At 65.4% G+C, this 25362-nt stretch carries 21 protein-coding genes; 3 read left to right on the top strand and 18 right to left on the bottom strand.

The features are described from left to right. Nucleotides 1-4: 4 nt before the first annotated feature. From SIN08_RS13735 to SIN08_RS13690, 10 genes are all read right to left on the bottom strand, one after another. Entirely contained in the window at nucleotides 5-1900 is a 1896-nt protein-coding gene (locus SIN08_RS13735; protein ID WP_322452132.1) for a thiamine pyrophosphate-dependent enzyme, read from the bottom strand. Then, nucleotides 1893-3404, bottom strand: coding sequence for a tripartite tricarboxylate transporter permease (locus tag SIN08_RS13730; RefSeq protein WP_322452131.1), 1512 nt, complete (start codon nucleotides 3402-3404; stop codon nucleotides 1893-1895). The genes SIN08_RS13735 and SIN08_RS13730 overlap by 8 nt, the downstream gene beginning before the upstream one ends. A 5-nt stretch (nucleotides 3405-3409) precedes the next feature. Continuing rightward, nucleotides 3410-3922, bottom strand: coding sequence for a tripartite tricarboxylate transporter TctB family protein (locus SIN08_RS13725; protein ID WP_322452130.1), 513 nt, complete (start codon nucleotides 3920-3922; stop codon nucleotides 3410-3412). Between the two features lie 42 nt (nucleotides 3923-3964). Further along, nucleotides 3965-4942, bottom strand: a complete 978-nt coding sequence (locus SIN08_RS13720; protein ID WP_322452129.1) for a tripartite tricarboxylate transporter substrate binding protein — start codon at nucleotides 4940-4942, stop codon at nucleotides 3965-3967. 70 nt (nucleotides 4943-5012) lie between these two features. Further along, nucleotides 5013-6032: a xanthine dehydrogenase family protein molybdopterin-binding subunit gene (locus tag SIN08_RS13715; RefSeq protein ID WP_322452128.1), complete on the bottom strand. Its 1020-nt coding sequence runs from the start codon at nucleotides 6030-6032 to the stop codon at nucleotides 5013-5015. Next, entirely contained in the window at nucleotides 6029-7912 is a 1884-nt protein-coding gene (locus tag SIN08_RS13710; protein WP_322452127.1) for a molybdopterin-dependent oxidoreductase, read from the bottom strand. Before SIN08_RS13710 ends, SIN08_RS13715 begins: the two co-directional genes overlap by 4 nt. Beyond that, on the bottom strand, nucleotides 7905-8822 hold the full coding sequence (locus tag SIN08_RS13705) for an FAD binding domain-containing protein (RefSeq protein WP_322452126.1): 918 nt from the start codon (nucleotides 8820-8822) through the stop codon (nucleotides 7905-7907). Before SIN08_RS13705 ends, SIN08_RS13710 begins: the two co-directional genes overlap by 8 nt. Nucleotides 8823-8853: 31 nt before the next feature. After that, nucleotides 8854-10017 (bottom strand): zinc-dependent alcohol dehydrogenase, encoded by a 1164-nt coding sequence (locus SIN08_RS13700; protein ID WP_322452125.1) that lies wholly within the window; start codon nucleotides 10015-10017, stop codon nucleotides 8854-8856. 32 nt (nucleotides 10018-10049) lie between these two features. After that, a complete protein-coding gene (locus SIN08_RS13695; RefSeq protein WP_322452124.1) occupies nucleotides 10050-10904 on the bottom strand; it encodes an IclR family transcriptional regulator in 855 nt (284 codons plus the stop codon). 258 nt (nucleotides 10905-11162) lie between these two features. Beyond that, nucleotides 11163-11861, bottom strand: a complete 699-nt coding sequence (locus tag SIN08_RS13690) for a hypothetical protein (protein ID WP_322452123.1) — start codon at nucleotides 11859-11861, stop codon at nucleotides 11163-11165. Nucleotides 11862-12108: 247 nt separating this feature from the next. Between SIN08_RS13690 and sfsA the strand changes: the two genes are divergently transcribed. The 3 genes from sfsA to radC are packed head-to-tail and all read left to right on the top strand — an operon-like array spanning nucleotide 12109 to nucleotide 14434. Further along, nucleotides 12109-12825: a DNA/RNA nuclease SfsA gene (gene sfsA, locus SIN08_RS13685; protein WP_322452122.1), complete on the top strand. Its 717-nt coding sequence runs from the start codon at nucleotides 12109-12111 to the stop codon at nucleotides 12823-12825. Next, nucleotides 12809-13636 carry a type I methionyl aminopeptidase gene (map, locus tag SIN08_RS13680; protein ID WP_322452121.1) on the top strand — a complete coding sequence of 276 codons (828 nt, stop codon included), beginning with the start codon at nucleotides 12809-12811 and terminating at the stop codon, nucleotides 13634-13636. The genes sfsA and map overlap by 17 nt, the downstream gene beginning before the upstream one ends. Before the next feature lie 33 nt (nucleotides 13637-13669). Continuing rightward, complete coding sequence (radC, locus tag SIN08_RS13675; RefSeq protein ID WP_322452120.1) at nucleotides 13670-14434, top strand: RadC family protein; 765 nt, start codon at nucleotides 13670-13672, stop codon at nucleotides 14432-14434. 184 nt (nucleotides 14435-14618) lie between these two features. On the opposite strand, the gene SIN08_RS13670 is transcribed toward radC, so the two are convergent. From SIN08_RS13670 to SIN08_RS13635, 8 genes are all read right to left on the bottom strand, one after another. Further along, nucleotides 14619-17435 carry a molybdopterin-dependent oxidoreductase gene (locus SIN08_RS13670; protein WP_322452119.1) on the bottom strand — a complete coding sequence of 939 codons (2817 nt, stop codon included), beginning with the start codon at nucleotides 17433-17435 and terminating at the stop codon, nucleotides 14619-14621. A gap of 12 nt (nucleotides 17436-17447) precedes the next feature. Continuing rightward, on the bottom strand, nucleotides 17448-18299 hold the full coding sequence (locus SIN08_RS13665; RefSeq protein ID WP_322452118.1) for a formate/nitrite transporter family protein: 852 nt from the start codon (nucleotides 18297-18299) through the stop codon (nucleotides 17448-17450). 45 nt (nucleotides 18300-18344) lie between these two features. Then, nucleotides 18345-18683 carry a nitrite reductase small subunit NirD gene (gene nirD, locus SIN08_RS13660; RefSeq protein ID WP_322452117.1) on the bottom strand — a complete coding sequence of 113 codons (339 nt, stop codon included), beginning with the start codon at nucleotides 18681-18683 and terminating at the stop codon, nucleotides 18345-18347. Further along, nucleotides 18680-21124 (bottom strand): nitrite reductase large subunit NirB, encoded by a 2445-nt coding sequence (gene nirB, locus SIN08_RS13655; protein WP_322452116.1) that lies wholly within the window; start codon nucleotides 21122-21124, stop codon nucleotides 18680-18682. The genes nirD and nirB overlap by 4 nt, the downstream gene beginning before the upstream one ends. 28 nt (nucleotides 21125-21152) lie before the next feature. Then, entirely contained in the window at nucleotides 21153-22430 is a 1278-nt protein-coding gene (locus tag SIN08_RS13650) for a nitrate/nitrite transporter (RefSeq protein ID WP_322452115.1), read from the bottom strand. Nucleotides 22431-22756: 326 nt separating this feature from the next. Beyond that, nucleotides 22757-23989, bottom strand: a complete 1233-nt coding sequence (locus tag SIN08_RS13645; RefSeq protein WP_322452114.1) for a CmpA/NrtA family ABC transporter substrate-binding protein — start codon at nucleotides 23987-23989, stop codon at nucleotides 22757-22759. Nucleotides 23990-23997: 8 nt separating this feature from the next. Next, a complete protein-coding gene (locus SIN08_RS13640) occupies nucleotides 23998-24588 on the bottom strand; it encodes an ANTAR domain-containing response regulator (RefSeq protein ID WP_322452113.1) in 591 nt (196 codons plus the stop codon). Between the two features lie 69 nt (nucleotides 24589-24657). Continuing rightward, the gene (locus SIN08_RS13635) at nucleotides 24658-25236 is read right to left on the bottom strand and encodes a sigma-70 family RNA polymerase sigma factor (RefSeq protein WP_322452112.1); all 579 of its coding nucleotides are present in this window, start codon (nucleotides 25234-25236) and stop codon (nucleotides 24658-24660) included. Nucleotides 25237-25362 lie beyond the last annotated feature (126 nt).

Raw genomic sequence — 25362 nt, 5'->3', positions numbered from 1 at the left:
CCGTCTATATGGTTTGTTCGAGATAGCGACCCTGGACGTCTTCCACCCAGTTGCCGACGTTCCACTGGCCATACGCACCCATTTCCGCCACCGGATCGCTCCCGGCATAGACAGGGATGTGGATGAGCGACAGGCCGTCGTAAGCATAGGCCTCTTCGAGTGCGGCGGCGAGTTCCTCGCGGCTCGTCCCCCCGAAGAGAGCCTTGACACCGCTGACGGAGGCGGCCATGGCGGCGTAGTCGACCGCCACACTGTCATTGGTGCGGAATTCCCGCCCATACTGCGCCAGTTGCAAGCTGGTGATCGCCGCCATGCGACGGTTGTCGAAGAGCGCGATCATTCCCCTCAAACCGTGCTCGACGCCGTCGATGAGCACCTGCGGGTTCATCATCAAGGACCCGTCTCCGGAAAAGGCAATGCCATAGGGGGCGTCCTTCACACCGGCAAGACCGAGAAGCGCCGAGGCGGCGAAGCCCATGTAGGAGGCGCCCGCCTCTGTGAAGGTCTCGCCCACCCGGTCGTCCTCGACGATCTGGAAGCCGTTCGCCTGGACATCGCCGGCATCGAAGAACTTGACGGCGCCGATGCGCTTGGCGAACGCGGCGACCGCGTGGATGGCGGCGGGCTGCGTCAGCACCGGCTTGCGCCAGACCTCGTCGAAGACCGGAGCGGCCTCGACCCTTTCGCGCTTCCAGGAAGCCCACTCCTTTTTCTTCGCCGCGCATTGCCGCAGCCACTCCTCGCGTGCAGCGGAACTTTTGCCCGGCTCCAGGACCGGCATCAGCCGTTTGATCACGGCGCTGATATCGCCGGGGAGCGGAAGCGTGTTCGCGTAATGCGTCACGTCGCCGATGTCCCCGTTGATGTTGATGGCGGCCTTTGCGTTCGGATAGCCGATGCCGGAGCAGTCGGCCTGGCACACACCGCGCGAGCCGATGAAGACGACGAGCTCCGCCTCTTCCATGGCGAAATTGCCGCTGATCGAGCCTTTCGAGCCGCCGACATGCATGTTCTGCGGATGTGAATCCGGAATGACGCCCGTCGACCCTGGCGAAAGCACGACCGCCGCGCCACAGGCCTCGGCAAGAGCCCGGACCGCGGCAGCATGCCTGCGCGCGCCGCCGCCGACCTTGAGTACGATCTTGTCGAAGCGCGCGAGCAGGGCCGCGGCCTCGTCATAGGCGCTGTCGTCCGCCGGTGCGACCGCCGGCAGAGCCAGGCGTCCCGGCAACGTGCCGATATTCACTATCGTCCCCTGCGGCTGCGTGTTGATCGGCAGCATGATGAAAAACGGCGCCGGGCGGTAGGGATGGTGGACGCAATTGGTCCCGCGCCGCATGCATTCGCGCAGCGCCTCCGGCGTGTGCAGCGTGTAGGACTGCCCCATCAGCGCGGTGATCCTGCCGAACAGCCCCTGCTCGCGCTTCGGCACCTGCTGCATGTTGTAGCCTTCGCCGCGCGTCGTCTCGTCGCCGTAAATATGGTAGACGCCGACCCCGTTGGACGCCGCGGCCAGCGAGCCGGCCATGGCCTGGAGCCCGCCCGGCCCGATCGACGTGACCACCGCCGGCGTCTCGCCGGTCTGCCAGGCAAAGGCGGTGGCGGCGTGCGCCATCTCCACCTCGTTGCGGCAGTTGACGACGCTCACCGCCCCCTCCTCCGCATAGACGCGCAGGACGTTGCCGAGGTCGGTCGAGCCGTGCCCGAATATGGCGAAGAAGCGTGAGACCCCCTGTTTCAGGAGGCCGATGACGAGGCCTTCCGACAGCGTGGTCTCGATCACGCCCCGGCCGCCGTCCACGTCGAGGGTTGCGTCGACCCCTCCGCGCTCGACGATCGTGCGCGCCCGGGCGCGCATCGCCCCCTCCCGGTCGATCTCCTGATGATAATCCTTAAGCATTGCTCGTCTCGACTGTCGTTTTCGTGTTTTTCCTGAAGATCCCGCCGCTGAACTGCAGCACCACCACGAGTGCCGCCAGGCCGAAGAAGAAGAGAGCCGTCGGCGAGGTGTAGAAGATGGCGTAGGAACCGCCGGACAGGTTCATGGCCGTGCGGAACTCGCTTTCCAGCGTCGGCCCGAGCACCAGCCCGAGGATGACGGGCGTCACGGGGATCTCCGCTTTCATCAGGGCCCAGGCGAGCCCGCCGACCACGGCCATCGTATAGATGTCGAAGACGCTGTTTCGCACGGTGAAGGCACCGATGCCGCACAAGACGATGATGATGACGGCCATGAGTTGCGGCGGCACGCGCAGCACATGCACGAAGAGCCGGATGCCGACGAGTTGCATCGCCAAGAGCGCCAGATAGGCGAACACGATGACGATATAGATGCTGTAGACGTCGGTCTGGTGCGACATGAACATCGCCGGACCCGCCACGATGCCGTGGATCGCAAGCCCGGCGAGCACGATGGCCGTCGCCGGGTCGCCGGGAATGCCGAGCGACAGAAGCGGGATCATCGTGCCGCCCGTCACCGCGTTGTTCGCCGTCTCCGGCGCCACGACGCCTTCCACCGCGCCCTTCCCGAACCTTTCGGGATGCGGCGAGAAACGACGGGCATGATCGTAGGCGATAAAGGAGGCGATGGGGCCGCCCGCGCCCGGAATGGCACCGATCCCGGTGCCGATCACCGAACAGCGCATCATCAGCCAGAAGTTCTGCCGCAACATGCGCCAGGAAGGAAGCTCCATGCGGACCCCGCTCGTCTCCACGCGGGCAATGGCACCGTTCCTGTGCTCCTCGAAGACCTGCACGATGAACGGCACCGCGAAGAGGCCGATGATGGCGACCAGCATGTTGATGCCCTGGAGCATGCTGGTCGTCCCGAAGGTCATGCGCTGCACGCCGTCCAGGGGATCGAGACCGATCGTCATGGCCATCAGCCCGAGAATGCCGCCGATGACGCCACGCAGGATCGAGCGGCCCGCCAGCCCGCAGATCGTCGACAGGCCGAAGACCACCAGGGCGAAGATCTCCGCCGGTCCGAAGGACACCGCGATGCGTGAGACCAGATCGACGGAGATGACCATCACGACAAGGCTGAAAAGACCGCCGAAGACCGACACGATCACGGCCATGCCGAGGGCGATGGAGGCCTGCCCGTTGCGCGCCATCGGATGACCGTCGAGGAGCGTCGCCGCCGCCGACGGCGTGCCCGGAATGCCGAGCAGTATGGCCGACACCGAGCCGCCGGTCATGCCGCCGATATAGGTGCCCAGAAGCAGGGCGATGGCCGCCGTCGTGTCCATGCCGAAGGTGAGCGGCAGCGCCAGGGCCAACGCCACGGTGAAGGTCAGGCCGGGAATGGACCCGAAGATCAGGCCGATGAGCGAACCGAGCACGACGGCGCCGATCACCTGCACCTGCAGAGTTTCCGTCAGGGCTGCGAGGAAGAAATCCATGGCGCTCACCCCAGATTGATCCAAGTGCCTGCCGCCAAGTAGACACCGAGGATCTTGGAAAAGATCAGCCAGCAACCGAAGGTGACGCCGGCGCTCATGGCGGCGATCCGCCAGGGCGACCGCTCGCCGACACAGAAAACCATGGCCGAGGCGACGACGACGAGCGTGGCCAGCACGAAGCCGATCCGCTGCATCATGAACCCGTAGACGGCGACATGGCCGAGGGTGACGAGCAGCGGCAGAACCACGCCCTTGGTCGCCGCCCCGGCTTCCGGGGCGACCTCCTCTTCGCCCGGGTCCTTTTCCCGGGCGCCGTCCGGCTCACGAAGCAGCACCCGGCCGATGAGTGCAAGGGAACAGACGCCGAGCAGGACACCGAGCAACAGGGGGAATGCACGCGGCCCCACGTCGCCGCCGCCCATCCCGCCGGGGATCGTCAACCAGACGGTGATGCTCCAGGCGAGGGCGAGGGCGAGCAGCGCAAGGCCGGTAAACAGCTCTCCCGTTCTGTCCGTCATGATGGATTCCTCCCGATGTCCCGCTACGTGGCTCCTGCCGGGCTACTTGGTCATCCCGAGCTTTTCGAGCAGATCGGCGTAGAAGGCGTCGTCATGCGCGATCAGTTCGCCAAATTCCTCGTTGCCGAGAAAGGCCGGCTTGAAGCCGATCGTCTGCGAGGCTTTCTGGAAGGCCTCCGTTTTCACGGCCGCCTGCGCTGCCGCCTCCAGCTTCTCGACCACCGCCGGCGGCGTTCCCGTGGGAGCGGCAAGCCCGCGCCACATGGCGATATCGATGTCGTAGCCCTGCTCTTGCGCGGTCTTGAGGCCGGGGATCACCTCCACCTTTTCGGAACCCGTGGAAGCCAGCACCACGACATCGCCCGACTCGACATAAGACACGAACTGGCCGGGCCACTGGATCGCCGCGTCGATGCGTCCGGCCAGGAGCTCCACCGGCGCCTTGCCGTCGCCATAGGAGATGTAGTTGACCTTGTCGGCTATCCCCATCGCGTCGAAGAGCGCAACGGAGGTCAGGTGCGTGAAGGATCCCTTGCCGGAAATGCCGACATTGATCGGCTTTCCGCTCTCCTTGACCGCAGCGACCATGTCGTCGAGATTTTCCCAGTTCTTGTCCTTGTTGACGGCCAGCACCGGCACTTCGACCGATACGCGGGCGATGGGGGTGAAAGCATCGTAGCCGAAGGGCAGATTGCCCAGGTGATGGGCGGTGTTGATGGAATTCGAGTTCCAGACGATGTTGTAGCCGTCCGGGCGCGTCGATTGGACGTGCGCATAGCCGATGGCCCCGCCACCGCCGGGACGGCTGACCGGCACGACGGGATTTCCGAGTTCCTCCGACATCAGTTCCGTCAGCAACTGCGCGATCGTGTTGGCCGTGCCGCCGAAAAGAACAGTCATCTCCACCGGCTTTTCCGGATAGTCCGCCCGCGCCGGCGAACCCATGGCGAGCGTCCCCGCCGCCACCGATGCGCCGACGACCATGGCGGCGCCGATTCCACGTCTCAACCTGTTCAGCATGGTTTCTCCTCCCTCTTCGATTTCGATGTGAACCTCCCGCCCACTGCCTCCTCAGCGGCGGGAATTTCCCTCAGCTTTGACCGGCAACCTCCGCCTCAGCCCTTTCCTTCTCCTCCAGGGCGGTCAGGATCGCCTCGGGCGTTGCCGGCAGTGCGGTGATGCGCACGCCGATCGCGTCATAGATGGCGTTCATGATGGCCGGCGCGGTCGGCACCAGGGCGGGCTCGCCGATGCCCTTGGCCCCCAAGGGGCTGCACGGATCGCGATCCTCGACCAGCCTGGTGTTGATCTGCGGCACGTCGAGCGCTGTCGGCAGGATGTATTTGGCGAAGCCGTGCGTCTTCGTGTGGCCGCGCTCGAGCTGATAGTCCTCCATCAGCGCCTGACCCAGCCCCTGCACGATGCCGCCCTCGATCTGGCCTTCCACACCGCGCGGATTGATGGCGCGTCCGACGTCGTGCACGGCCCACATGCCGAGGACCTGAACCTCTCCGGTGAGGCGGTCGACCTCCACTTCGGCGACCTGACAGCCGAACACATAGGCCTGCCAGGGCGCACCCGATCCGTCCACGGGGTCGAGCCCGGTCCCGTGCGCGGTGAAGGAGGCCGAGCCAACCGGCACGACGCCACGCTTCTTGCAGACCTCGATGGCCTCCTCGATCGGCATGCGGTTGTTGGTCCCGTCCGCCCAGATCTCGCCGTCGAAGGCCCTGATCTGGCCGGCTCCCACACCCCAGTGATCGGCGATCTCCTTGTCGAGTTTGAGACGCGCGTCGCGGCAGGCGAGCGCCACCGCATTGCCGATCATGTAGGTCTGGCGCGTCGCACCGGCATGCGCGGCCTCCGGCGAGCGCGCGGTATCGTTGTCGCCGATGACGACGTCCTCCGGCTTGATGCCGATCTCTTCGGCGGCGACCTGCGCGAGCACGGTGAGAATGCCCTCGCCGATTTCCGTCACGCCGGTCACCACCTTGGCGGAGCCGCCGTCGTCGATCTCGACCCATGCGCCCGCCCGATCGATCGTCGCCGTACGGGCAATGCCGTACCAGGATGCGGCCATGCCGCGTCCTCTCGCCCAGCGCGCCATCATGCCACCTCCTGCTTGTCTTCCGCCTCTGCCGGCTTGCGGAATCGCGCGCCCAGCGTGCAGGGCTGGCGCGTATCGGGCCCGCCGAGATCCTTGCGCACGGCACCCCGCGACGTCGGCGCGCCCTTCTCCCAGCGGCAGAACGCCTCCGCCGTGTCGAGCACCTCACCGATCGCGGCGCGCTCCAGCCTCTGCTGCGTATGGGTGAGCGAGCCCGGCTTCATCATGTTGCGCCGGCGGATTTCGAACGGATCGAGCCCCAGCTTCTCGGCGCAGATGTCGAGATGGGATTCGGTGGCGAACTGCGCCTGCATGGCACCGAAGGTGCGGAAGGCCCCCGACGGCGTGTTGTTGGTGTAGACGCCGTAGGTGTCGATCCGCGCGTTCGCAATGTCATAGGGCCCGAGCGACAGGATCGCCGCCTTGCGCATCACGCCCTCCGTCGACAGGCCGTAGGCGCCGCCGTCGCTGATCATGCGAAAGGAGACGGCGGTGATCCGGCCGTCCTTCTTCAATCCCATCCTGTAGGTGATGCGGGCCGGATGCCGCTTGGCGGTGGAGATGATCGACTCCTCGCGCGTGAAGACCAGCCGCACGGGCCGCCCCGACTTCATCGCCGAGAGCGCCAGCATGCCCTGGTAGATCATGTCCTCCTTGCCGCCGAAGCCGCCGCCGACCGGGCTCATGATGAAGCGCACCTTGCTGATCGGCTTGTCGATGATGGTCGACAGCATGTGCCTGTGGTGTGTGATGTTCTGGCTCGGCGAGATGACCGTCACCACCCCGTCATGGTCGACATGGGCAAGGCCCGCCTCCGGCTCGAGATAGGCGTGCTCGACCTGCTGGGTCGTATAGGTGTTTTCGACCACCAGATCGGCCTCGGCGAAACCTTGCTCCACGTCTCCCTTGCGCACGGGAATGTGCTTGACGATGTTGTTCTCGGCATAATCGTGGACGGGTGCCGCACCTTCACCCATGGCCTCTTCCGGATCGAAGACGGCGGGCAGTTCCTCGTAGTCGACCTTGATGCGCGCCAGCGCCTTGCGGGCGATCTCCTGGGTCTCGGCAGAGACCGCCGCCACCGCCTCGCCGACATAGCGCACCTTGTCGCGCGCCATGATCGGCTGGTCGTGCACGAAGACGCCGAAGCCGTCCTTGCCGGGCACGTCCTTGTGCGTGATGACGCAGGCGACACCCTCCATCGCCTCAGCCTCGGACGTATCGATCGAAACGATGCGCGCATGCGGATGCGGGCTGCGAAGCACCTGCATGTGCAGCATGCCCGGCATCGTCATGTCGCCGGCATATTTCAAGGCGCCGGACACCTTGCTGGGCGCATCCAGACGGCGCACATTGTTGCCGATGTAGGAGTCTCCGGCGCCTTCGGAGTCGAGCGCGGTCGCCGGGCGCTTGCCGTTCATGATATCGCGCGCCAGCTCCACCGCCTCGAATATCTTGGTATAGCCGGTGCAGCGGCAGATATTGCCGCCGAGCCGCTCCTTGATCTCCTCGATATCGGCGAACGGGTTCTCTCTCAATGCCGAGGTCGCGGCCATCACCATGCCGGGGATGCAGTAGCCGCATTGGCTGGCGCCGGTCTTGTGAAACGCCTTCTGCAGCGCGGTCAGTTCGCCGGCGACGGCCAGCCCCTCGACCGTCTCGATTTCCGCACCCTCGGCCTTCGCCGTCGGCATCAGGCAGGACTTGACCAGCTTGCCGTCGACGAACACCGAGCAGGTGCCGCATTCGCCGGCGCCGCAACCTTCCTTGGTGCCGGTCAGATGAAGCTCCTCGCGCAGGAAGTCGAGCAGGCGGTAACGCCCTTCGACCGGTTTGGCGATCCTGCGGCCGTTGACGGTCATCCTGATCTTGCCGTCAGACATGGGTTTCCTCCCTTTGCATCCTCTTGTGGACGGGGGCATTGGCGGCGGCGAGCGCATCCTCGATCGCCGCTTCCACGAAGCCCGCCACCACGCGCCGGCGATAGGCGATGCGCGAACGCGAAGCGACGCGCTCCACCGCCGCCGAACTCGCCTTGGCGACGATCCCGGCCGATATGCGCTCGCCGACGAGCTTCTCCTCGATATCGTTCAGGCGCTGCGGCACCGGCCCGACGCCGCCGAGCGCGATGCGGACATCCTCGAAGAACTGGCCGGAGACGTCCGTTTTCACCACCGCCGCGGCACATGCGACGGAGATCACCAGCGAACGGCGCTGGCCGACCTTCTCGAAGGCGCCGCCATAGCCGTCGAGGGAATCGCAGATGACTGCGGTCACGATCTCGTCGGGCGCGAGATCCGTTCGCCCGGGTCCCTTGACGAAGTCCGTCACGGGTACCGTCCGCCGCGCGACCGCCCCGCCCTCGAGTCGCGCCAGCTCCACGGCGCCGTTCATGGCCAGCACCGCCGGCGTGCCGTCGGCGGCCGGCGAAGCGTTGACCAGATTGCCGGCAAGCGTGGCCTGCTCCCGGATCTGGTCGTCGGCGAACCACACCGCGCAGAACGGCATGCAGGGAAGATGGCGCGCGAGCGTCGTGTCGGTCAAAAAGTCCTGGAACACGATATCGGCGCCAAGCCGCACCCCGCCGTCGGCGATGGTATAGCCGGAAAGCGCCTCGATGCGCGTGACGTCGATCATCGCCGGCAGATGGACGTCCCCGCCCCTGCCCTCACGGGCATAGGGCAGGATGTCCGTGGCGCCCGCCACGAGGCGGCTGCCTTCCGGTGCCTCGCGCAGGAGATGCAGCGCCTCCTCCAGCGTGGTCGGCCTGTGGTAATTCTCGCAGGTCAGCATGGCAGTCCTCGCTCCGGTGCTCGTCGGCGCCCTATTCGGCCGCCACGCGCTGGCTCTCGGCGCTCCGGTTGCGCACGACCACCTTGATGGCGTCGTCGACCCGGTCCTTGGCGTAGCGAAGGGCCTCCTTCAGATCCTCCATCTGGAAGGTGTGGGTGTGGATCAGCGAGGCGTCGAAGCGCTTCTGGCGCATGAAAGCTTCCGCCCGGTGCGTGGCCGACTTACCCTCGCCGCGGATGCCGAAGACATAGATATTGTTGCGCACGAGATAGGCGACGTCGACTGGCACGGCATCGCCCGGAAAAGCGGCCAGACACAGCTTGCCGCCGCGATTGAGCATCCGTGCCGCCTCGTTCACCGCGTTCGGCGCGCCCGAGCACTCCACCACGTAGTCGACGCCCTGGCCGTCGGTAAGCCGCCGCACGGCCTCCACGGGGTCCTCCTTGCGCACATTGACCACATGATCGGCACCGAGGCGCTTGCCGATCTCCAGGCGGTTGTCGCGCGTCCCGGTCAGGATGACGGGATGGGCGCCGAGCGCCTTGGCGACCGCCGCGCCCAAAAGCCCGATCGGCCCCGGCCCGCTGACGACGACGCTCTCGCCCGCCACCAGGCCCCCGAGCTCGGTCAGGCCGTACATCGCCGTGCCGGCGGTGACGACGAGCGTCGCCTCCTCGTCGCTCATCGTGTCGGCCACGTGCACCAGCGTATTGATGTTGTTGACCTGGTATTCGCAAAAGCCGCCATCGGTGGTGAAGCCGTTCGCTCGATGGCCCTTGTCCACCTCGCCGTAGTTCTTTCCGTAATTGTGGCAGGATGTGTACATGCCCTCGCGGCAGCGCTTGCACTGCCCGCAGCCGGCATGGATCTCGACCGTCACGCGGTCGCCGATGGCATATTCGTCGACCCCCGGGCCGAGCGCAACGACGGTGCCCATATATTCATGGCCCGGCGTGAAGTTCTTGTTGAACGGCAGCCCACCCTCGATCTGCGCCGGCGGACCGTGATGGATGATCTCCAGATCGGTCGCACAAATGGCGACGGCGTCGATGCGGACCAGGACTTCGGCCTTGCGTGGCGCAGGCACAGGCTTGTCGACAAGATCCAGCTCCCCCGGCTCGCCCAGGACCCATGCCTTCATCGTCTCGGGAACGGGAAAATCCGGGTGCGTCTTGACGTCCTGCGGCATCGCCATTTGCTTCTCCTCCAAACTGTTGTGCAACCGTGTCAGCGACCGACGCGAAGCCGGTCGGAAAGATCCTGCGCGCAGCGAACGACGGAACGCGCGATGTGCGTGCGGTAATCGGGGGTGGCCCGACTCTTGGGAATCGAGCAGCTGATCGAGCCGATCACCGCGCCCGCCCCGTCACGCAGGGCGGCGCCATAGCAGATCACGTTCTCCTCCAGCTCCTCCTCGTCGATGGCGAAGCCGGAGCGGCGGACCAGCCGCAATTCCTCGATGAGGCCGGAAAGTGTGGTGATCGTGTTGGGCGTGAAGGCGGTCAAGCCGTTGTCGGAGACCACCCGCGCCATTTCGGCTTCCGGCAGCCAGGCGAGGATCGCCTTCCCCGTGGCCGTCGCGTGCGCGGCGCGCATCTTCTTGATTTCGTCCGGCTCCACATGAGTGGGCATCATCGAGCCGTAACGGACCTGCGTCACCAGCGCGGAACCGCGCAGCACCGCCATCTGTACGCTTTCGCGCAGATTCGCATTGAGCTTTTCGAGATCGGCGCGGACGAAATCGAGAATATCGACCTCGCGGTCGGCCATCTCGGCCAGTTCGCGCAGCTTCGAGCTGAGCATGTAGCCGCGGTTGCGCCCGCCATGCAGGACGTAACCACGCGCAACCAGCGTCGCCAGCAGGTGGTGGCAAGTGGAAACGTTCAGATTCGCGTTGCGGGCGAGCTCGTTCAGCAGCAAGGGCCCGTCGTGCTCGGCGAGCGTCTCCAAAAGCAAGAGGGCGCGCTCGACGGACTGGATCAGGCGCGGAGCAGCCCCGCGCTCCTCCAGGCTCAGCCTGGTCTCGCCATAGTTGGACGGCCTCGTCGAGGCGTTCTTGTTGTTATCGGCGGCTGACGACACTGGTCCGCTCCTCCCTCCAATGATGCAGAAAGGTTAGCCGCCATGTTGAAAAATGGTCAAGCTTACATCGACATCATAAAAAGTAATTTCATAATATGGAAATATAGACGGAAACGCGTGCAAGCATGCGAACTCCCATCGCGCGGCCTTGGTGAAATCAACGCGCGTTTTCAGGGAGTTGGCGGGTACCCGCGTGAGTGGCCGCCACCCATCTTCGCTCCGCTCAGGGGGAAGCGAAGATGGGCCGGCTGTGGCAAACTACCCGCTGGAGGGCTGCAGGTTCGTTCGCGCCTGACAAGTGGACAGGCCGATCACCAGTTGATCCTCCGTCTGGCCGCGGTGAACGACATGGTTGCACTCGGCGTTGGCCTCGATCCGCACCGAACGTCCCTGCTGCTGCGTGGCCGTATCGCCCGTTTCGGCCTGCTGCGGCTCGGTCCCGGTAGCGCCGGTCTGCATGCTCTCATCCACCGCCGCCGCGTCCGGCGCGCCGTGTTGCGGCGGCATGGTCAGCGTACCGCTTTCGGTGAACTCGGCGGTCACGCTTGCCGCATCGGCACCGATCGGCGTGACATCCGTCACCTGGATCTCCAGCGAATAGTCCTGCACCGGCTGGCCTTGCATCCCCGACAGCATGCCGGCGGCCATGTGGCCGAGACGCACCATGTCCTCCTTGTCGAGCGAGACGACGGCGAAACTCTTGCGCTCATCGTCCCGGTAGACCTCATTGCTGACCGAGAACACGGCCTCTTCGGCGATTCGGTTCTGTGTCCATTCGACCAGCCGCTCGAAGTCACCCGCCTCGACGGCTTCGGTCACGTCCTGCTGCATCGTGTCGAAGAAGCTGCGGACCTCGTCCTCCGTGAGGCTTTGTGCCTGCTGTGCCTGGACCGGACCACTCGCAATGAGCAGGCCGGCCGCCGTGCCGAGAAAGATGGCCTTGATGTCGTTTCTCATTCCATGCCTCCGTTGCCTCGTGTCATAACCCACCGCCACCGCGGCCCTTTCCGGCACCGCGCCCGCGACACCCGACCGAACCAGTGCCCTGCCGGTCTGTTCCGACAGGCCCCGCTATGGAAAACCTGCCGCTTCTCCAAGCGTCGCAGCGGCGGATTTGCGGTCCACGCTTGCAACCCCTATTGTCCGCCACGCTCCCCTGCCCGCCGTTGCTCCAAGGATTTCCCGAAACCGACAGTTTACGCCGATGAAGTTTCCCGCACCGTTGATCGAAGCGCGCCTGATCCGCCGCTACAAACGTTTCCTCGCTGATGTCGAGCTCGCCGACGGCACCTTGTGCACGGTGGCCGTCCCCAATACCGGCTCCATGCTCGGGCTGACGGCGCAGGGTTCGCGCGTGCTGCTTTCCCGCTCCGCCAATCCCAAGCGCAAGTATCCCCACTCGCTGGAGATCGTGGAGGCGGACGGGACGCTGGTCGGCATCAACACCGGCCTGCCGAACCGCCTGGCGGCCGAGGCCATCCGTGCCGGCCTCGTGGGTGATCTCGGCACCTATCCGGTGCTGCGACCGGAGCAGCGCTATGGCGAGCGCTCCCGGATCGACTTCCTTCTGCAGCATCCCGACCGCCCGCCGGCCTATGTGGAGGTGAAAAACGTCCATTACATGCGCGAACCGGGCCTTGCGGAGTTTCCCGACACGGTGACGGTCCGCGGCGCCCGCCACCTCGATGAACTGGTGGCCATGCGGGCGGCAGGCGCGCGCGCCGTAATGGTCTATGTGGTGCAGCGCTCGGATTGCCACCGGTTCCGCCTTTGCGTCGATCTCGACCCGCTCTATGCCGCCGCCTTCACAAGGGCCCGTGATGCCGGGGTTGAAGCTTTCGTGATAGGGTGCCAAATCAATGCAGACGCGATCGTGCCCGATCGCCTGATCGAGATGGAGTTCGATGGTCACGTATCTTGATGCCGACACCGCCCCGTTGCGCAACACGGGCCAGATCCGCCTATACGGCGAAGAGGGCTTCGAGGGCATGCGCAAGGCCTGCCACCTTACCGCAAGCTGCCTCGACGAACTGGCCGATATCGTGCGGCCTGGCGTGACCACCGATGCGATCGACCGGTTCGTCTTCGAGTTCGGCATGGACCACGGCGCCGTGCCGGCGACGCTGAATTACCGCGGCTACACGAAATCGACCTGCACCTCGATCAACCACGTGGTCTGCCACGGCATTCCCGACGCCAAGCCGCTGAAGGAAGGCGACATCGTCAATATCGACGTGACCTACGTTCTGGACGGCTGGCACGGCGATTCGAGCCGCATGTATCCCGTCGGCCAGGTCAAGCGCGCTGCCGAGCGGCTTCTCGAGGTCACGCATGAATGCCTGATGCGCGGCGTGGCGGCGGTGAGACCCGGGGCGCGCACCGGTGCGATCGGGGCGGCGATCCAGGCCTATGCGGAAGCCCAGCGCTGCTCCGTCGTCCGCGATTTCTGCGGCCACGGCGTGGGCCTCCTCTTCCACGACGCGCCCAACATCTTGCACTACGGCAGCCCCAGCGAGGGCGTGGAACTGCGCCCGGGCATGATCTTCACCGTCGAGCCGATGATCAATCTCGGCCGGCCGCACGTGAAGGTGCTCTCCGACGGCTGGACGGCGGTCACCCGCGACCGTTCGCTGTCGGCCCAGTATGAGCACACGGTCGGGGTCACGGAAGACGGCTGTGAAGTCTTCACCCTCTCGCCCGCGGGGCTGGACCGGCCGGGCATTGCCTCCTAGACTTGCCCCTCAAGCTGGCGGCGGGGGCAGGTCATGGAAGCGGATGACGAGCGAAGCTTCTTCAGTGAGCGCGGTTTCGAGCCGGCGCAGGCCTTGAACGGCGGCAAACCGCCCCGTACCTCGGCGAAAAAACACTATGAGGGGCATCGGGAACGTCTGCGCGCGCGTTTCGCCGAAGCCGGAAGCGAGGCCCTTTCCGATTACGAGCTTCTGGAGATGGTGCTCTTCCGCTCCATTCCGCGCGCCGACACCAAGGCGCCGGCCAAGGCGCTGCTGCAGCATTTCGGCTCCATCGGCGAGGTGCTGGGCGCCCCGGAGCACCGGCTGCGCGAGGTCCCCGGCATCGGCGAGGCGGCGGCACGCGATCTCAAGCTGATTGCCGCCCTCACCCAGCGCATGCTCAGAAGCGAGGTGCGCGGCAAAAAGGTGCTCACCTCCTGGTCGCAGGTGCTCGACTATTGCCGCGCCAGCATGGCCTACGAGGACCGCGAGGAGTTCCGCATCCTCTTCCTCGACAAGAAGAACTGCCTCATCCGCGACGAGCGCCAGCAGACCGGAACGGTCGACCACACGCCGGTCTATCCCCGCGAGGTCATGCGCCGGGCGCTGGAGCTTTCCGCCAGCGCCATCATCCTGGTTCACAACCACCCTTCCGGCGACCCCACCCCCTCACGCGCCGACATCGAGATGACCAAGACCATCATCGCCACTGCCGAGCCGCTGGGGATCACGATCCACGACCACATCATCATCGGCAAGAACGGCCATGCCAGCATGAAGGGGATGCAGCTGATTTGAGCGAATGGATGGCCTCAACCCTCGTGGTTCGACAAGATCACCATGAGGATCAAAACAAGGCACCGCCGCTGCAAGTTTTGACGTAAACGGTCGGGCGCAAAACACAGCCCTCATGGTGAGGCGAAACACAGCCCTCATGGTGAGCTTGTCGAACCACGAGGGCGAGATGCCGGGCGCCTGAGGTCTACTCCGCCGCCACCGCCCGGTTCACCTCCACGATCCCCCTGATCTCGGCACGGCATGAGCCGCAATTCGTGCCGGCATAGAGCGTGCGCCCGATCGCCTCGACGCTTGTGCAGCCCTGGCGCGCGGCGGTCGCGATCTGGTTGGCGCCGACGCCGAAGCAAGAGCAGACGATGGCGCCGATGTCCGGCCGGTCGGCCCCTGCCCGGCCCGCCACCACGCGAAAGCGCCCGCGGGGGTCCGGGTGGTCTATGCCCAGTTGCTCCACCGCGAAGCCGCGCGAAACCGCAACGGGCTCCGGCGAAAGATAGAGCGCACCCAAAAGCCGCTCGCCGTCGAAGGCGGCCATGCGGTGATCCGAGCGCCGTTCATCGTGATAGGCGATGACCTGCGCCGATTGCGGCAGCGCCAGAAGCCGCCGCAGAACCGCCTCCGCTCCCTCCGGCAGTGCGCCGTGGGCGATTTCAGCCCGCCATCCGCCCATGCAACGGGCCACCGCCCAGTAGTCGAGCCCCCCCGTAACCGGCCGCGCAACCGAGACGGCAAAGCCGTAGAACCGGGCGGCGAAAGGGCGCAGCCGGACGGCGACATTCTTCGAGGCCGGCTGGCCGGACACCGGGTCGGTGACCTGAGCGACCAACGTATCGACACGCCCCTTGGCCGAAAACTGGTCCGTCCAGTGCATCGGCACGAAAACGGACCCGCGGCGCTGTCGCTCCGAAATCAGCGCACGGACGATGATGCCGCCATGGCGGCTTTCGACGTGAACCAGGTCCGCCTCGCCAATGCCCAGATCGGTTGCATCGGCGGGATGGATCTCTGCATAGGGCTCGGCCATATGGCCGGAAAGCCGCGCGCTCTTTCCGGTCCGTGTCATCGTGTGCCAGTGGTCGCGCACGCGTCCCGTGTTGAGAACCAGGGGAAATTCGCTGTTGACGACCCGGCGAGGGCTTGGCGAGACCGCGACGAAGCGAGCCCGCCTGTCCGGCGTGAAGAAGCCACCATCAGCGAAGAAGCGGGTATCGCCGGCTTTCCCCCTCCGATCGTCATCCCGGACAAGGGAGCGCAGCGACCGCGAGCCGGGATCCATTCCGTGACTCGTCCACGTTCCGGAATGCATCCCAGACAACCTGTGCTTCGCCTCGGCTTCCGGGATGACAGTTGTTGTGGTGTCCGCCTCGCCCTCTTCCCTCCGCACCGGCCATTGGAACGGGCGCAGCGCGCCGTATTCAGCCACCTTGATCTCGGCATAGGCGCCGATGTCGAAGTCGCGCGTCCCCTCGTTCTCCAGCGCCGAGAGCGCGGCGTGCTCGCGGAAGATGTCGACCGGCTCGCCATAGTCGAACGCCGCGCCGAAGCCCATCCGCCGCGCCACCTCGACGATCTGCCACCAGTCCGACCGCGCACCACCCGGCGCGGACAGAAACGTGCGCTGGCGCGAGATGCGGCGCTCGGAATTCGTCACCGTTCCAGCCTTCTCACCCCAGGCGGTGGAAGGCAGCTTCACATGCGCGTGGCGCAGCGTGTCGGTCACCGCCGCCACGTCGGAGACGACCACGAAGGGACACGCCGTCAACGCCGCTTCAACGGCATCTGCTTCGGGCAGGCTGTCGACGGGATTGGTGGCCATAATCCACAGCGCCTTGATGCGCCCCGCGCCCACGGCCTTGAACATCTCCACCGCCTTGAGACCCGGTTTGTCCGCCATGCGCGGCGCGCCCCAGAAGCGCTGCACTCGCTCGCGATGGAATGCATTCTCGAGGTCCATATGCGCCGCCAGCATATTGGCGAGCCCGCCCACCTCGCGCCCACCCATCGCGTTCGGCTGGCCCGTGACGGAGAAAGGCCCCATGCCCGGCCGGCCAATGCGGCCGGTGGCCAGATGGCAGTTGAGGATTGCATTGACCTTGTCTGTGCCGGCGGCCGACTGGTTGACGCCCTGGCTGTAGACGGTGACGGTTCGTTCGCGCTCGGCAAAAAGCCGGTAGAAAGTCTCGATCGCGCCAGGCGGCAGCCCCGTCTCCGCGGCCACCCGCGCGACGTCGAACGGCTGAACGGCAGCCAGCGCCTCGTTGAATCCGTTTGTGTGCTTTTCGACGTAATCCCTTGCAATGATTCCGCAATCGGCCAGGTGGCAAAGCAGGCCGGCAAAGAGCGCCGTATCTCCGTCCGGCGCGATGGCGAGATGCAGGTCGGCGATATCGGCCGTCATGGTGCGGCGCGGATCGATAAGCACGACCTTCATCTCCGGCCGCTTTTCCCTGGCCGCCGCCAGCCGCTGATAGAGCACGGGATGGCACCAGGCGAGATTGGAGCCGGTCAGCACCACGAGATCGGCAAGCTCCAGGTCCTCGTAAGTGCCGGGCACCGTATCGGCCCCGAAGGCCCGGCGGTGGCCGGCAACCGAGGAGGCCATGCAAAGACGCGAGTTGGTGTCGATATTGGCCGAGCCGATGAAGCCCTTCATCAGCTTGTTGGCCACATAATAATCCTCGGTGAGAAGCTGGCCGGAGACGTAGAAGGCGACCGAATCCGGCCCGTGCTCGGCGATCGCCTGGGAAAATTTTTCTGCGACGAGGTCGAGGGCCTCGTCCCAGCCTGTCCGGTGGCCGTGGACTTCCGGATGAAGCAGCCGGTCCTCGAGGCCAATGGTCTCGGCAAGGGCCGATCCCTTCGAGCAGAGCCGGCCGAAATTGGCCGGATGTTCGGGATCGCCCTTGATGGAGACCGAGCCGTCGGGTTGCCGTTCGGCAAGGACGCCGCAGCCGACCCCGCAATAGGGACAGGTGGTCTTTGTCTGGAGGCCGGCCGCCTGCATCGTCACGCCGCCCTACTCTGCCGGGACCCGCGCGGGGGCGGCAACGTCGCCCTCCGGCACCGTGCGCCTCGGGCCGGTGCGGTGATGCGTGGCGTAGAGCGTCAGCCCGACGAAGGTGAGCCCGCCCACGAGATTGCCGACGACCGTCGGGATCTCGTTCCAAAGCAGGTAGTCCATGACGGAAAAATTGCCGCCCAGCATGAGTCCCGACGGAAACAGGAACATGTTCACGATGGAGTGTTCAAAGCCCATGTAGAAGAACAGCATGATGGGCATCCACATGCCGATCACCTTCCCCGAAACCGATGTCGACATCATCGCCGCGACGACCCCGGTCGAGACCATCCAGTTGCAGAGTACGCCACGGATGAACAAAGTCAGCATGCCCGCCGCGCCATGCGCCGCATAGCCCACGGTGCGGCCTTCGCCGATCATGCCGATCTTCTGGCCGACGGCGTTCGGTGCTTCCGTGAAGCCGAAGGTGAAGGTAATCGCCATCATGACGGCGACGAGGAACGCGCCGGCAAAATTGCCGACAAAGACCAGCCACCAGTTGCGCAGCACACCGTTCATGGTCACGCCCGGGCGTCTGTCCATAAGCGCCAGGGGAACGAGGGTGAAAACGCCGGTCAGGAGATCGAAGCCCATGAGGTAGAGCAGGCAGAAGCCCACGGGAAAGAGAACGGCACCCAGCAGAGGTTCACCGGTCTGGACCGTGATGGTGACCGCGAAGGCAGCGGCCAGCGCCAGAATGGCGCCGGCCATGAAGGCGCGGATCAGCGTGTCCCGCGTCGACATGAAGACCTTCGCCTCGCCGGCGTCGACCATTTTCGTGACGAACTCGTTGGGTGTGACATATGCCATGATCGTGTCTCCTGCGTTGGGAGGAAGCGAAGCCGAGCGGAGCGTCTACTCCGCTGCGGCCAGCATCGTCGTCGTGTCCATCAAAATCCGCTCACCGTCGCGCTTCAGCGCGAAGGTGCGCACCGCGCCCTCGTCTGCCCCCTGGGCAAGCCCGCTTTCCAGCGAGAACACCCAGTTGTGCAGCGGACAGGTGACATGCGCGCCGTGGACGATGCCCTGGCTCAAGGGACCGCCCTGGTGAGGGCAGCGGTCCTCGATGGCGTAGACCTCATCCGTTGCGGTGCGGAAGATCGCGATCCGCCCGATGGGCGTGTCCACGCAGCGCGCGCCGCGGCGCGGAATGTCGGTGAGCTTGCCGATTTCAAACCAGTTCGCCGTGCTCATTCAGCCGCCTCCAGGGAAAGGGTCGCCATGGGCTTGAACTCGTGCTTGTCCTTGCCCGAGACACGCTCGGACCAGGGGTCGACCTGGGCGAATTTCTGGGAGAAGACGAAGCGGTCGTAATAGGCCTTGCGCTTCCCCTTGTCGTCGAGGATCTGGCGGCGGACCTCGTCATAGCCGATGCGCCTGGCCCACTTGTAGATGCGCTCCAGATAGCGCGCCTGCTCCCGATACATCTGGACGAGCGCGACGATCACCTCCAGCGCCTCGTCCTCGGACTTGACCAGGCCCAGCACCTCCGTGCCCTTGATGTCGAGGCCGGCGGCACCGGCGAAATGGATCTCGTAGCCCGAATCGACGCAGACGACGCCCACGTCCTTGCAGGTGGCTTCCGCGCAGTTCCTCGGGCAGCCGGAGACGGCCATCTTGACCTTCGCCGGGGTCCATGAGCCCCACATGAACTTTTCGATGCGGACGCCGAGCCCAGTGGAATCCTGCGTGCCGAAGCGGCACCAGTCGGACCCCACACAGGTCTTCACGGTCCTCAGGCCCTTCGCATAGGCGTGGCCGGAGACGAAGCCGGCCTTGCCGAGCTCGGACCAGACCGCCGGCAGGTCTTCCTTCCTGATGCCCAGCATGTCGATCCGCTGGCCGCCGGTGACCTTCACCGTCGGGATGTCGAACTTGTCGACGACATCGGCGATGGCGCGCAGCTCCTTCGAACTCGTCACGCCGCCCCACATGCGCGGCACCACCGAATAGGTGCCGTCCTTCTGGATGTTGGCGTGCACGCGCTCATTGATGAAGCGTGACTGGTAGTCGTCGGCATATTCGTCCGGCCAGTCGGCCACGAGATAATAGTTGAGCGCCGGGCGGCACTTGGCGCAGCCGCAGGAGGTTTTCCATTCCAGCTCCTGCATGACGGCGGGGATGGTCTTCAGCCCCTTCGCCTTGATGAGCCGGCGCACGTCGTCATGGCCGAGATCGGTGCAGCCGCACATGGGCTGGACGGCGGCGGGGTTGTAGGAATCGCCAAGCGTGAGCGTCATGAGCTGCTCGACGAGGCCCGTGCACGAGCCGCAGGAGGCGGAGGCCTTGGTGTGGGCGCGCACATCGTCGAGCGACGTCAGCCCCTTCTCCTGGATGGTGCCGACGATCTTTCCCTTGCAAACGCCGTTGCAGCCGCAGATCTCCGCATCATCCGGCAAGGCTGCAACGGCCGCCATAGGGTCCAGCTGACCCCCTCCCTGATAGGCCTGGCCGAAGATGAGGGTGTCGCGCATCTCCGAAACGTCGGTGCCCTTCTTGAGCATGTCGAAGAACCAGGAACCGTCGGCCGTCTCGCCATAGAGCACGGCGCCCAGGATGCGGTTGTCCTTTAAAACGAGCCGCTTGTAGACGCCGGCCGAGGCATCGCGCAGCACGATCTCCTCGCGATCTTCCGCCTCCGCGAAATCGCCCGCCGAATAAAGGCTTACGCCGGTAACCTTGAGCTGCGTCGCCGTCTCGACGGGGCGGAAGGCCGCATCCTTCTTGACGAGCGTCCTGGCCGCCACCTTGGCCATGTCGTAGAGCGGCGCGACCAGGCCGTAGCAGATGTTCTCGTGCTCCACGCACTCGCCGATCGCAAGAATGTCCGGATCGGAGGTCACCATCTGGTCGTTGACGATGATACCGCGCTCCACGTGCAGGCCGGCATCGGTGGCGATGCGCGTCTCCGGCCTGATGCCAACGGCCATGACCACAATGTCGGCGGGATAGATCGTGCCGTCCTCGAGAAGCACCGCTTCGGCCCGTTCATCGCCGAGGACGGCCTTGGTCTGCGCCTTGCAGTGGATCTTGATGCCGCGGCCTTCCAGTTCCTTCTGCAGGAGATAGCCGGCGGCCGGGTCGAGCTGGCGCTCCATGAGGTGGCCCATCAGGTGGAGCACCACCACCTCCATGCCGCGCAGGCGCAGGGCCGCCGCCGCCTCCAGGCCCAGAAGCCCGCCGCCGATCACCACTGCCTTGGCGCCGGGCTTCTGCGCCGTCGCGACCATGGTGTCGACGTCGTCGAGGTCGCGGAACGCCATCACGCCCGGCAGGTCCCTGCCGGCGATCGGTATGATGAAGGGCGCCGAACCGGTCGCGATCACCAGCTTGTCATAGGCCATCTCGCCTTTGGCCGACGAAACCGTCTTGGCCTTGCGGTCGATCTTCGTCACCGTCTCGCCGAAACGGCAGTTCACTTGGGCTGCGGCGTACCAGTCCGCGTCGTGGGTGACGATCTCCTCATAGCTCTTCTCGCCGGCAAGCACCGGCGAGAGCATGATGCGGTTGTAGTTGCCCCGCGGTTCTGCACCGAAGAGCGTCACCTCGAAGGCGTTCGGGTCGGTCTCGAACAGGTGCTCCAGCATGCGCCCCGAGGCCATGCCGGCACCGATGACGACGAGTTTCTCAGTCATGTGTGTCCTTCCGTTCTGCGCAATGCCTTCAGGCCGGCTGCAGGCGTTCGTCGCGCTCCATGCGCCGGACGGCGAAATGCATCCAGGCAAGCGAAGCGGCGACGATGACGAAAAGCGCCATGAAGCAGCTCGTCCAAAGGCCGGTGAGGTCGTTGAGGACGCCGAAGAGGAGCGGCAGGAAGAAGCCGCCCAGCCCGCCGATCATGCCGACGAGGCCGCCGACGGCACCCACATTCTGTGGATAGTAGACGGGGATATGCTTGTAGACCGCCGCCTTGCCGAGGCTCATGAAGAAGCCGAGGACGAAGACGATACCCGTAAACGCCCACGGCCCGATTTCGAAATGGAAGGCCTTCGGGCCGTCGATCCCCTGGACGACGTAATCGGCGGCCGGAATGGAGAGCAGCGCCGTGCAGGCGGCCGACACGGCGAAGGTCCAGTACATGACGCTGCGCGCCCCGGCCCTGTCCGACAGCACGCCGCCATAGGCGCGAAAGATGGAGGCGGGCACCGAATAGGCCGCACCGATCAGCCCCGCCGTGGCGATGTCGAAGCCGTAGACCCCGATCAGGTAGCGCGGCAGCCACAACGCCAGCGCCACGAAGCCGCCGAAGACGAAGAAATAATAGAGCGCGAAGCGCCAGACCTGCAGGTTCCTGAGCGGCGCGAACTCCGAGGCGAGATTCGGCCGTGCGGCGCGTCCCGCCCGCTGGGCGCGGATCACCGGGTCGTCGCCGGTGGTGAACCAGAAGATGACGGCCATGACGATGAGCGCCAGCGCCCAGAGCTGCGCCACGGCCTCCCAGCCCCAGGCGACGAGCACGAAGGGCGCGACGAACTTCGTCACCGCCGCGCCGACATTGCCGACGCCGAAGATGCCGAGCGCCGTCCCCTGCTTTTCCGCCGGATAGAAGCGGGCCACATAGGCGACGCCGACGGCGAACGAGCCTCCCGCGACGCCGAGGCCGAGAGCGGCCGCAAGCATTTGCGGATAGGTATGCGCGAAGGACAGAAGCAGCGTCGCGACCGCCGCCGCAAGCATGGTGAGCGTGTAAACCAGGCGGCCGCCGTAACGGTCGGTCCAGATGCCGAGCGCCAGGCGCACGAGCGATCCGGTCAGGATCGGCGTGCCCACCAGGAGCCCGAACGCGGTCTCGGAAAGTCCCAGCTCGTCCTTGATGCGCACGCCGATGATGGAAAAGATCGTCCACACCGCGAAACAGACGGTGAAGGCGACGGTGGACATGGTGAGCGCGCGGCTCGGTGTGATGTCCCGTGTTGGTGCAACTGGCTGTGATGTGGTCATCGGCTGCTCCATTCCAACTGCTCGCCCGATTGCCAAAACAAAAAAGCTGCCGGCCAACGGCTCGCCTCCGCAGTCACGGCGGCGATCCCTGGTCGGCAGCTTTGCCCGAGCGCCCTTCATTGGACGCTTTCTGTTGGTGTCCCCTCTGGACCCGCCTTTATCTATGCAGGTTGCGTGCCAACTCGCATTGGATATGCAAATCCATTTAAATTCAGTGCCTTAGAAAAATAGATGCCTCTTGGGCATTTTTGACGCCGCACCATTCTGCTGTTCATTGTTGCAGCGCACAGAACAAATTTTAGGCAGGCAGCATGAATGGCGAAAATTTAGGCATTCGTCGCGGGCACCCGTTGGCCGGCGATGTAGTTATCCAGCTTTTCGGGGTCGAAGACGGCACCATCGAAGAAACCGTCAGGGCCGAGGATCAGCCGTCCGGAGGCCGAGCCGACCGGGGTCGGCAGGTCGAGCGCGCCTTCCACCTTCATGCTGGCCGACGGCATCGGCGCGCCGAGGGGGCCGAGCGCGGCCCGGTAGATGTCCGGGCGGAACGTGCGGCGCGCCGTCTCGGCGTTGGCCGCGCCGTGCGCAACCTGCCCCCAGCGCACCATCTGCGAATAGAACCAGAGCGCATGGCTCTGCCACGGGAAATTCGCCGCCTTCTGCACCGGCAGGAAGAATTCGGGCATGTTCTGCACGCCGCCGCCCGTCTGCAGCCGCCCCTCGAGCGCGCCCAGAAGAAGCCGCTTGGGCTGGGCAAGATAGGTGTCGCCTGCGAGCATCGCCGCCAGTTCCTCCCGGTTCTCGCTCTCGCCGCACCACAGGGCGGCACGGTAGAGCGCGCGCAGGAACTGATGCAGCGTCTCTCGATGCGCCTCCGCCCAGTCCGCGCGCACGCCGATCACCTTTTCCGGGCTCGACTTCCAGATGGCCGCCTTCACCGTTGCGATGTGCGCATGCCCGCCGGCAACCGCAACGCTGCTCCAGGGCTCGCCAACGCAGAAGCCGTCGATGCGCCCGGCGGCCACGGCATCGGCCGTCAGGGGCGGTGGCACGATCGTGATCTCGACGTCGCGCTCGGGATCGATGCCGCAGGCGGCAAGCCAGTAGCGCAGCTCGAAATTGTGCCCGGAATAAGGGTGCACCACGGCAAAGCGCAGCCGCTCCCGTCCGCCCGACCGGCGCTCCTCCACGACACGCCGGAGCGCCGCCCCGACCGCTGCCGGCGCGTCCGGCCCTCCAGCCCCGGCATCGGCCATCGCCGACCACAGCGCCTTGCTGACGCTGACGGCGTTGCCACCGAGCCCCAGGGCAAAGGGCGCGACCATGTCCAGACGCATCGGAGTCAGGCCCAGATTGGTGGCGATCGGCATGGGGGCCAGCATATGCGCGACGTCGAAATGTCCGACCGCGATCCTGTCGCGGATATTGGCCCATGAGATCTCCCGGGAGAGCGTGAGTTCGATCCCCTCCTCGGCGGCAAATCCCTTCTCCCGAGCCGTTACCAGGACAGCGCTGTCGAGCAGCGGCAGGAATCCGGCAGTGATGTGATGCGCGCCCATGGCCGGCCTCATTCGTCCAGAAGCCCGGATGCCAGGATCAGGCTCTGGGCAATCTCTGAGAGTTTTCGGTTCTGGTTCATCGCCGTGCGCCGCAACAGCGCGTAGGCCTCCTCCTCGGATATGCCCTTGGAGCGCATGAGGATCCCCTTGGCGCGGTCCACCAGCTTGCGGCTCTGCAGCTCGTTTCTGGCCTCCTCCAGCTCGCGCGCCATGCGCGAATAGGCGTTGAAGCGGCTGATGGCCATGTCGAGGATCGGCTTCACCCGCTCCTGCCGCAGGCCATCGACCACATAGGCCGACACTCCGGCCTCCACCGCCGCCGCGATCATCATCTCATCGGAACGGTCGACGAACATGGCGATCGGCCGCTTCACGGCCCGCGACAGATTGAACATGTTCTCCAGCACGTCGCGGTTGGGGTTTTCCAGATCGATGACGATGACATCCGGACTGACCTCCTCGATCCGCCGCGCCACCGCGTCGACATCGTGGACGAGCGTCACGCGTTCGTGCCCCGCCTCGCGCAGGCCCGCCTCTATGATGGCGGCGCGCACCTTGTTTTCATCGATGACGAGGACAGAGAGCGACCGGACCGACATGCCTCTATTTTGCGCATGCACAATGATTGTGCAATGCGAAAAATTGACGGTACGGCGAAAAGCCGCGCCTCAGACGTAGAAAATGCCGCTGTCGCTGCCGGGGCTTGCTTCCTCGCGTTCCACCGCCGAGACGCCGGATTTCTCGCCCAGTTCGGCAAGCAGTCGCAGGCGGGCACGGTTGAGGCGGCTCTTGATGGTGCCGATCGCGCAATCGCAAATCGTGGCCGCCTCCTCGTAGCTCATGCCCAGCACGCCGATCAGCATCATCACTTCGCGTTGCTGCTCCGGCAGGCGCTGGATGGCGTTGTGAACCTCGAGCCCTCGGGCGGACCACTCCTGGGTGGCACCCACCACCGGGCGCGCCGACACACAATCGGCCGAGCCCGGCGCCTCGCGCTTGGACACTTTGATCTTCGTATAAAAGGTGTTGCGCATGATGGTAAAAAGCCAGGACTTCATGCTGGTCCCGGCTTCGAATTGGTGCAGATGGGAAAGGCCCTTGGTCAACGTCTCCTGTACCAGGTCATCGGCATCGTTCGCGTCCCGGTAGAAGGTTCGTGCGAAGGCACGCAGGGCGGGGATGAGGTCGACGATCTCGGAGCCGGGATGCCTCGGAGCGCTGTCTCTCGAACGGGGGGACGGTGCCATTCCGAAATCCCTTCCTCTGACGGCATAAATCTTTTTCGGCAGTCAGCCCGGTTAATGCGCGATACTCCCAGGAGTTCCCGCGCGCCGGCAAGCGTTCTGGCAAACGCCGCATGTGTGGTTTCGGAC

Origin of the sequence: Chelativorans sp. M5D2P16, from assembly GCF_034427935.1 — a bacterium.
Lineage (GTDB): Bacteria > Pseudomonadota > Alphaproteobacteria > Rhizobiales > Rhizobiaceae > Chelativorans.
Note: the sequence above shows the minus strand (reverse complement) of the source record. Positions and strands in the feature narration are given on the sequence as shown.